The organism is Nereida sp. (assembly GCF_965655635.1).
In the GTDB taxonomy this organism is placed as follows: Bacteria; Pseudomonadota; Alphaproteobacteria; order Rhodobacterales; family Rhodobacteraceae; genus Nereida.
In genome coordinates this window covers 55183-63916 of record NZ_CBFHHE010000005.1, presented here as the reverse complement: position 1 = coordinate 63916, position 8734 = coordinate 55183, and the positions used below count along the sequence as shown (strand labels likewise).

Here is an 8734-nt window from a genome sequence, read left to right as displayed (position 1 = left end):
GCTATTTGACAGCTCCGAGAGTTAGCCCCGCGATGAAGTGCTTTTGCATTAAGAAAAACATCGCGACAGGAGGTAGTGCAGCAACAATAGAGCCAGCGCTCATTAGGTGGTATGCCGCACGATATTGAGAGTTAAAGCTGGTGATCCCCGCAGTGACAGGTTGCGCGTCCGGACCTTGTGTCAACACAACTGCCCAGAAGTAGTCATTCCATATGAAAGTAAAAATCAACACAGACAAAGCGGCCAAGGCGGGCTTCATTAAGGGCAAAACCACAAACCAGAAAATACGCCACTCTGCGATCCCTTCAACGCGGGCGGCTTCGATTAATTCATATGGTAGGGCTTTGATGAAGTTGCGCATAAACAAAGTGCAAAAGCCCGTTTGGAACGCGATGTGAAAAAGGACCAAACCGACTTTGGTGTCATAAAGTCCAAGGTTCACGGAGATATCCCGCACTGGCACCATCAAGATTTGGAACGGTACAAAGTTGCCTGCGATAAATAAGAAGAAGATCGCGAGGTTGCCTTTGAAGCGGTAAACCCCAAGCGCAAACCCAGTCATGCTTGAAAGAGCAACGGCGCCAATCACAGTGGGAACAGTGATCAGCACAGAGTTGATCATGTAGCGGGGCATATCGCTTTCGAAGAAAACTTTGCCGTAGTTCGTGAACAGCTCAAACGATGTTGGCAGTCCCCAGTAGTTGCCATTTGTGAAGTCGGCAGACGGTTTGATAGAGAACGTTGCCACGGCGATCAGCGGCAAAAGCCAGATTAGTAAAACAATTGGCAGAAGGCCTTGGTACGTCAATTGCCACGTGCGCGATGTCTTTTCGATTGGGGTCGGAAACATTAGCGGCCTCCTCTTTCATCTTGGTACATCGACCACAAAAAGTAGACGATAAAGAACAGCATAATGAAGAAAAGGACCACGGCAATTGCTGCGCCGTATCCCATGCGGAAGCCGAACTCCGAGAGAGATTCCTCGTACATGTAAAAACTCAAGACGCGGGTTGAACCGAAGGGGCCGCCATTGGTCATAACACTGATCAAATCAAATGAACGTAGCGCGCCGATGATGGTCACCACAAAGGCGATGAACGTGGCGGGTTTCAGCTGGGGCAACACCACATACCACAGCATGCGGTGACCCTTTGCGCCATCAAGGCGCGCGGCTTCAATTTGTTCGGGGTCTACGGCGTTCAGGCCCGTAAGATACAAAATCATGCAATAGGCAGTCTGTGGCCATAGACCGGCTGCAATAATACCATAAGTGGCGGTTGACGGATCACCCAAGATATTAACGGGGCCTGCGCCAACCACAGCGAGAATTGCGTTCAGTAATCCTTCGCGGGGAAGGTAGAACCACGAAAATACAAGACCGACAACAACTTGGCTCAACACGAACGGAAAGAAAAAGAGCGATTTATAAAGCCGGATGCCGCGTACTTTTTGGTTGAGCAGCAACGCAATCGACAGACCTGCCGGAATAGCCAGCAAGTACAAAAAGAGCCATTTCAAGTTGTTCCAAAAAGAGGTCTCAAACTTGCGATCACCACCCAGAAGGCGTTCGTAATTTGCTGTGCCCACCCATACTTTTTCGCCCAATCCGTCCCACTCATGAAATGAAATCCAGAACGACTGAAAGATCGGATAAATGACGTAGAACGCAAAGAAAAACATCCCCGGCAGCAAAAACAGCCATGGGGTCACTGCGATCTCGTTACGCTTGTACCAGCTGCGTTGTGGTTGCGATGTGGGGTCGGGCAAGGCCGTCATGTTGGTCGCCTCCGGGCTGGGTCGGTCACCTTATGCGAAAAGCCGATTGTGTCTTTGGAAGCGGATTTTCGAAAAAGCTGATCTTGAGTGCGTTGTTAGAAGTCGGAGGGCAGCGCTGGGCCGCCCTCCGACATTTAGTTTACTTGTAGATACGCTGACGCGCGTCTTCGAGGCGCTCAAGGATATCGTCAAGGTTATCTGGGAATACCATGAACTCTTGCAGACCTTCCATGCCAACGCTTGCCATCTCTGCGGGGAAGTCACGGTCGAAGAACTGCGCTACGCCGCCTTTGGCATTGCCGGACAGCATTGCAAAACCCTGCTCAAGGAACTCATCCGCGTCTACGCTTGAAGCTGCGTTAACCGGAAGCTGACCAAGTGCGTCGCCAGAGTTGATTTTTGTTTGCACATCAGCGGATGTGACGAACTGCAGGAACGCACGGGCGTTATCTTTGTTCGACGCATTGGCCGGGATGTGGAACGTATCAGTTGGCGCATCTTCGCCTTGTGGCAGGGACGCATCGATCAGTGGGAACTGATAGAAATCAATCTGATCATCGCTAAGGCCTGCATCGCGCATTGGTGCTACAGCGAAGTTACCGATCAAATATGACGCGGCTTCACCGTCTGTCATGAACTTAAGCGCTTCTTGCCAGCTGTATGACTGGTGGTCGTCAATGTAGCCGCCCATGTCGATGATCTTGCGCCAGTTTGCAAAAGTCTCGCGGACACGTGCATCGGTCCATTCAACTTCACCACGTGCGAGCTGCATGTGGAAATCGAAGCCGTTTGTCCGCATGTTCAGGTAGTCAAACCAGCCGCCTGCAGTCCAAAGGAACTTGGTGCCGATTGCGTAACATTTCTTACCTGAGTCGACGATTTTTTGGCAGTTGGCGAGTTCTTCTTCAAAGGTGGTTGGCTCAGTTAGGCCCAACTCTTTGAACATGTCTTCACGGTAGTACATACCCCACTGATAGTATGTATAGGGCACGCCCCACTGCTTGCCATCAAGGGTCATCGCGCCTTTTACGGCATCAAGGCCGGGCAGGTCACCGTTTTCATACATGTCGGAGATGTCTTCAAAAAGACCCGCGTTCACGTAAGGGCCCATCCGGTTTGCCGCATACCAGTTCACAACGTCAGGTGCGTTGGCTGTCAGGGCGTTACGGATCTGTGTCTTCCACGCTTCGCGGTCAACGATTTCCAGATCAATGTTCAGGTCTGGGTGCTTTTCGCCAAATTCTTTGGCAAGACCTTCCATAACTGCGCGAGGCGCAGGGTTTGACATGTCAGAGATAATTCGCAGATTGCCTGACAATTTCTTACCGTGGCCGTCAGCGACGGCGCCGGTTGCAAGTGCAGCAAATCCAAGCGCCGCTACAGACGCTTTCAAAATGGAACGCATGGTATCCTCCCTAGGTGCTTCCAACTATGTATTTGGTTTCATTATTTGAAACCACGTTTTACATATTGAAATGATAACGCCGACTCGCATAGGCTTGTCAACAGGGCTGTCGCAAGTTGTCAGCCCGCTTGGGAGGAAAGTGATCATGAACGTGGACGCGAGTGGCGGAACAGTTGGCAAGGCGCTCGATGTGCTCGACCGCGTAGCCGAGTTCAATCGGCCCGTTCGGTTTGCAGAGCTGCTTGCCGCATCGCCCTACCCCAAGGGGACGCTGTACCGCCTTATGCAAACTTTGACCCGCGAGGGCATGTTGGTGTTCGACCCTGATCGACAGAGCTATTCGCTTGGTGTGCGGCTTGTTCGTTTGGCCCATGCGGCGTGGCGGACGTCATCATTGGCACCAATTGCGCGCCCGCATTTGGATGCGCTTGCCGCTGAAACAGGTGAAACGGTTCACCTCGCGCAGCTGGATCAGGCGCAAGTGTTGTACGTGGATAAGCGCAACATGGCAGAACCGGTGGAGATGTATTCATCCGCTGGCAAAGTGGGGCCTGCGTATTGCACAGGTGTCGGCAAAGCCATGCTTGCGCACCTCCCGGAAGAAACGCTGAGCCAGATCATGCCGCTGCAATTGTTTCATAAATTCACGGAGCACACCCTGACTGATGAGGCCTCCTTGCGAGCCCAACTGGCAGAAATTCGCGCCCACGGATACGGATTTGACCGCGAAGAACACGAGCCAACCATCATTTGTGTGGCGTGCCCCATTTTAAGCGAACGGGGGCGCGTGCTTGGTGCGCTGTCTGTCACATCGACCACTGCGCGCACAAATCTGGCAGCGCTTGAGCAGCTTGTGCCGCGCATACAACAAACAACAACAGCGATTGCAGCTGAGGTGCAAGACTGGCGCTTCCCTGACACAGTTGCCCAATAGGTAGAGGATTAAGTCATGTCTGGTGTTAAGCTAAACAACGTCATCAAGCGCTACGGCGAAACGCAGGTCATTCACGGGATTGATCTGGATATCCAAGATGGCGAATTCTGCGTTTTTGTTGGCCCCTCTGGCTGTGGCAAATCTACGTTGCTTCGGATGGTGGCAGGTCTTGAGGAAACCACTGAAGGACAGATCAGCATTGGGCCCCGTGATGTGACGCGGCTCGATCCATCGCTTCGTGGTGTCTCGATGGTATTTCAGACCTACGCGCTTTACCCGCACATGACTGTCAAAGAAAACATGGGATTCGGCCTGAAAATGAACGGCCATCCCAAAGCCGAGATTGAACAAAAGGTTGCTGAGGCGTCGCGCATTTTGAAGCTGGATGAGTACCTTGCTCGCAAGCCAGCCGCGCTTTCAGGTGGGCAACGTCAGCGGGTATCGATTGGCCGTGCGATTGTACGTGGGCCCGAAGTATTTCTTTTCGATGAGCCGCTTTCCAACCTGGACGCAGAATTGCGCGTTGAAATGCGTGTGGAAATCGCACGTCTGCACGAAGAAATCGGCGCCACCATGATCTACGTTACTCACGATCAGGTCGAGGCGATGACGCTTGCGGATAAGATCGTTGTGCTGCGTTTAGGCCGAATTGAGCAAGTGGGCGCGCCCATGGACCTTTACCGCGATCCTGACAATAAATTTGTGGCTGGCTTTATCGGCTCGCCCGCGATGAATTTTGTGAATGGCACGGCAATCAAAGACGGCTTCGACGTGCCTGCGTTTGGCACGAATATGAAGCTATCTGTTGAGCAACCTTCAAACGGCACTGCGGTTAGCCTTGGGCTGCGCCCCGAGCACGCGCAGATTGTCGATGGTGATACATTTACGGTTGAGTTGACCGAAGCACTCGGCGGCGTGTCGTACGCCTATCTGTCTTCAAAAACGGGCGAAAAAATTGTTGTCGAGGAGCGTGGTGATCACCGGTCTGCCAAAGGCGATTTAGTCGGCCTGTCGTTCGACGTGGATCGCGTCATGGTGTTTGACGGCCTATCGGAAGAGCGTATTCGTTAAAGAAAGCTGCCCGGAAATCAAAGCGCCCCGGTCCGTTTGGCTTGGCGGCCCTTTGTTGTTTACACTTAGTTGCGCAGTGCGTTTGCCTCTGCGATCAGATCACGACCCATCTGCGCAAACAGATCTCCGTAGTCCAATGTTACCCAGTTTTCCTTGATGCGGTTATCTGCGACGCGGTAGAAATCCATCACGCGCAGGGTAAGGGCGCGGCCATCGGCGGGTTGGCCAAGATAGTCGCCCTGAAACGTCATGGTCATCGACGGCCAGCCGCTAACGGCAGCATAGTTTGCATCCCCGATGCGGCAGTAGTGGTTCCCACCTTTGCGGTCAGGAAACGCATCAAGGAATGGCACGCGGTGATCTTTGCTAAACCCTTCCCAGCGGTAGTTTGACCCGATCCCGGCAGGTCCGTACCACATCATGTCGTCGGCCCATGTGCCGTCTTCGCCAGTCTGGCTCGCGCTTGTTTTGGTGACGGGGTCAAAGACATGAAGCGCGCCCAACATCCGCTGCACAACATTTAGGGATGCATCGCCGCCTTCGGTTTGCGGGCAAAGGCCATCCTGTGTGGCGGGGGCAGGAAATGTAATCTCAGTTCCCAGTGAGGGCAGGGGAAGGCAGCCCGCTTGGTGCATAACATCGGGCAAATCAAAGATGATTTTGGCTTCTGTAATCTGACCGTTTTCAATGTGGTAGAATTCACCTGTGCGCAAAAACACCAAAGAATCGGAAGGCAGCAACCCGAATAAAGGCTTGGTGAAGTTGCCAACGTAATGAGTGACCGCGGCACACCAGTACCCGCCTTGTTCGCGAATATTGTCCCCGCCGATAAAAATCAGGTCGCGCCGATGAACATCGGCAAGCGCATTGCGGATGGGTGTGATGAAGCTTTCAAAAATCGCGTCGCGCCCCACTAACTCGTTCACAGGCCAAGCTACTGAAAATACGGCATCTTCAGCGATAACATCTGCTCCGTCGCCTGCTGTCCACAAGGTTTGCAGAGCGTTTCTTGGATCAACGGTCATCGGCGCATCTCGCGTTTTTTGCTGTTTGTGTAAAAAGCGAATTGCAAATAGAGCATCTCGAGTCTAGCCTTTTTGCAAACGTGTGCAAAAATGGCGCACGGGCCACGATGCAGGGGGAAGTGATGGCTGAAATTCAGCTTAAGAATGTTGGTAAGCGGTGGGGTAGTTTTGTTGGGGTTCAGAATTTCGACCTAACGATCGCTGATCAGGAGTTTCTCGTCCTCCTCGGGCCATCTGGCTGCGGCAAGACGACGACAATGCGTATGATCGCTGGCCTCGAAGACGTCACTGAGGGTGACATCATCATTGATGGCGAGCGTGTGAATGATCTTGAACCAAAAGACCGTGACATCTCGATGGTGTTCCAGTCTTACGGTCTCTACCCGAACATGAATGTCTACGACAACATTCGCTTCCCGTTAAAAGTGCGCAAAGTCCCAACTGCAGAGCACGACGAGCGTGTGATGCGCGCAGCTGCGATGGTTGAGTTAGAGCCGTTCTTGCACCGTAAGCCTGCGGAACTTTCGGGCGGTCAACGACAGCGTGTGGCGCTGGCGCGTGCAATCGTGCGTGAACCGAATGTCTTCTTGATGGACGAGCCGCTATCCAACCTTGACGCAAAGCTGCGCGTCTCGACCCGTGCGCAGATCAAGAACCTTAGTCACGAACTTAAGGTAACGACCATTTACGTCACGCACGATCAGATTGAGGCGATGACACTTGCGGACCGCGTTGTTGTTATGAAGCAGGGTGTTGTTCAGCAGGTTGGTACGCCAACTGATATTTACGACGCGCCAGCAAACACATTTGTGGCCAGCTTCATCGGCTCGCCTGCGATGAACCTTGTTGAAGGTGAAATGAAGGCGGGCGTCTTTAGTGCCGATGGTATTTCGGTCGGCGGACTGACAGCACCTGATGGGCCGATCACTTTGGGTTTCCGCGCCGAAGATGCGTCTGTTGTGGACGGCAAGGGCGATGCGAACGCGCCTGCCTACACCATGGAGTTGTTGGGCGACGCAACAATGGTCGCTATCCGTATTGGTGGGGCGTTGGTTAATGTGAAGGCCAGCAAAGACTACCGGACAGAGATTGGCGCACCGGTTGCGGTGTCGATATCTGCAGAAATTTGTCACCTGTTCCGTTCGGACACTGGTGAGCGATTGGAGGCGTAAGCCTTCTAATAAATGTCTCCGCAGTCAATTGTGGGGCGTCAATTGGGTGGCTCGCTGCCCTTTTAAAGCAAACAGGGAGAGACTTATGTTTCTGAAAAAAATTACAACTGCGGTGGCGATTTCCATCGCTGCTACGGCTGCGGCGCAAGCCGCTGGCCACTCGAACTGCGGCATTGATGCAGGTCGTGTAAACATTGTTGGTAACGAATTCCCAGCGATCCAAACTGTTGGTGCAGGTGCTGTCGCATGTGCAAACGACAACGTTGAGGTGAAAACAAACCTTACTGCGGACCACCAAAAGATCAACGTCGCTGGCATGACATCCAACCCTGCTGAGTACACATCAGCAATCGTTGCCAACTCATCTATCGTGGCATTGATGAACGAAGACGTCATCCGCCCGCTTGACGATCTGGTTGCCGAGTACGGCCAAGACCTCAAGAAAAACCAGCTGATCACCGTGAACGGCAAAGTTATGGCAGTTGCTTTCATGGCAAACGCGCAGCACCTGGTGTACCGCGCGGATGTTCTTGAAGAAGCTGGCGTTGAAGTGCCAACAACATACGAAGAAATGCTGGCCGGTGCGAAAAAGATCCGCGACATGGGCATCTTGGAAAACCCACTTGGCGGCGCATACAAAGCTGGTTGGAACCTCGCACAGGAGTTCAACAACATGTACATCGGCCACGGCGGCGAGTTCTTTAAGCCGGGTTCAGCCGAAGTAGACATCAACAACGAAAAAGGCGTCGCGACGCTGACCATGTTGAAGTCACTTTCAGAGTACATGTCACCCGACTTCCTCACACATGACTCAAACGCAACAAACGCCGAATACCGTGCGGGCAACGTTGCAATGATGAACATGTGGGGCAGCCGTGCAGCTGGTCTTGTTACCGAAGAAGGTGTGCCACAAGAAGTGGTTGACGGTTTTGCGATTGCGGGCCCTATGACTGTTGCTGGCGGTGATACACCTGCAACAACACTGTGGTGGGACGGTTGGACAGTGTCCAAAAACATCTCTGACGAAGACGCAACGGCAACATTCAAAGCGCTTACAAAAGCGATTGAACCAGCGATCCTCGACGATGCAGAAGTTGCGACACAAGCTGTTTGGTTGATTGATGGCTATGAGCCAACTGAAGCAGCCAAAGGCGTATTTGCAGCTGCTGCAGCTAACTCAGTGCCATACCCAATGGTGCCTTACCAAGGTCTGTTGCACTCCGCACTTGGTGCAGAGCTTTCAGACTTCATGCAGGGTAAAGAAAGCGCAGAGCAAGCGTTGTCAGACGTTGAAGCAGCCTACACAGCTGCTGCTAAAGAGCAGGGCTTCTTGAACTAAGAGCTATGACTT

The 8734-nt window shown here is 52.8% G+C and carries 8 protein-coding genes; 4 read left to right on the top strand and 4 right to left on the bottom strand.

Annotation, left to right across the window (positions count from 1 at the left end; genetic code table 11):
* Position 1: 1 nt before the first annotated feature.
* From ACTF5M_RS02825 to ACTF5M_RS02815, 3 genes are all read right to left on the bottom strand, one after another.
* The gene (locus tag ACTF5M_RS02825) at positions 2–850 is read right to left on the bottom strand and encodes a carbohydrate ABC transporter permease (protein ID WP_048598913.1); all 849 of its coding nucleotides are present in this window, start codon (positions 848–850) and stop codon (positions 2–4) included.
* On the bottom strand, positions 850–1776 hold the full coding sequence (locus ACTF5M_RS02820; protein WP_438959579.1) for a carbohydrate ABC transporter permease: 927 nt from the start codon (positions 1774–1776) through the stop codon (positions 850–852). Before ACTF5M_RS02820 ends, ACTF5M_RS02825 begins: the two co-directional genes overlap by 1 nt.
* A gap of 139 nt (positions 1777–1915) precedes the next feature.
* Positions 1916–3181, bottom strand: coding sequence for an ABC transporter substrate-binding protein (locus ACTF5M_RS02815; RefSeq protein ID WP_438959578.1), 1266 nt, complete (start codon positions 3179–3181; stop codon positions 1916–1918).
* Between the two features lie 145 nt (positions 3182–3326).
* Here ACTF5M_RS02815 and ACTF5M_RS02810 point away from each other — a divergent pair, with 145 nt between their 5' ends.
* Positions 3327–4115 (top strand): IclR family transcriptional regulator, encoded by a 789-nt coding sequence (locus tag ACTF5M_RS02810; protein WP_438959577.1) that lies wholly within the window; start codon positions 3327–3329, stop codon positions 4113–4115.
* A 15-nt stretch (positions 4116–4130) separates the two neighbouring features.
* Positions 4131–5186, top strand: coding sequence for an ABC transporter ATP-binding protein (locus tag ACTF5M_RS02805; protein ID WP_438959576.1), 1056 nt, complete (start codon positions 4131–4133; stop codon positions 5184–5186).
* Between the two features lie 65 nt (positions 5187–5251).
* Here ACTF5M_RS02805 and ACTF5M_RS02800 read toward each other — a convergent pair whose 3' ends face one another.
* A complete protein-coding gene (locus ACTF5M_RS02800) occupies positions 5252–6211 on the bottom strand; it encodes an ester cyclase (RefSeq protein WP_438959575.1) in 960 nt (319 codons plus the stop codon).
* A 122-nt stretch (positions 6212–6333) separates the two neighbouring features.
* Here ACTF5M_RS02800 and ACTF5M_RS02795 point away from each other — a divergent pair, with 122 nt between their 5' ends.
* Positions 6334–7383, top strand: coding sequence for an ABC transporter ATP-binding protein (locus tag ACTF5M_RS02795; protein WP_438959615.1), 1050 nt, complete (start codon positions 6334–6336; stop codon positions 7381–7383).
* A gap of 85 nt (positions 7384–7468) precedes the next feature.
* Positions 7469–8722: an ABC transporter substrate-binding protein gene (locus tag ACTF5M_RS02790; RefSeq protein ID WP_438959574.1), complete on the top strand. Its 1254-nt coding sequence runs from the start codon at positions 7469–7471 to the stop codon at positions 8720–8722.
* The last annotated feature ends 12 nt before the right edge of the window (positions 8723–8734 follow it).

What these genes read in the sequence shown, in the direction of transcription:
- ACTF5M_RS02825 (WP_048598913.1), bottom strand. Translation starts at nt 850, where the DNA reads ATGTTTCCGACCCCAATCGAAAAGACATCGCGCACGTGGCAATTGACG.
- ACTF5M_RS02820 (WP_438959579.1), bottom strand. Translation starts at nt 1,776, where the DNA reads ATGACGGCCTTGCCCGACCCCACATCGCAACCACAACGCAGCTGGTAC.
- ACTF5M_RS02815 (WP_438959578.1), bottom strand. Translation starts at nt 3,181, where the DNA reads ATGCGTTCCATTTTGAAAGCGTCTGTAGCGGCGCTTGGATTTGCTGCA.
- ACTF5M_RS02810 (WP_438959577.1), top strand. Translation starts at nt 3,327, where the DNA reads ATGAACGTGGACGCGAGTGGCGGAACAGTTGGCAAGGCGCTCGATGTG.
- ACTF5M_RS02805 (WP_438959576.1), top strand. Translation starts at nt 4,131, where the DNA reads ATGTCTGGTGTTAAGCTAAACAACGTCATCAAGCGCTACGGCGAAACG.
- ACTF5M_RS02800 (WP_438959575.1), bottom strand. Translation starts at nt 6,211, where the DNA reads ATGACCGTTGATCCAAGAAACGCTCTGCAAACCTTGTGGACAGCAGGC.
- ACTF5M_RS02795 (WP_438959615.1), top strand. Translation starts at nt 6,334, where the DNA reads ATGGCTGAAATTCAGCTTAAGAATGTTGGTAAGCGGTGGGGTAGTTTT.
- ACTF5M_RS02790 (WP_438959574.1), top strand. Translation starts at nt 7,469, where the DNA reads ATGTTTCTGAAAAAAATTACAACTGCGGTGGCGATTTCCATCGCTGCT.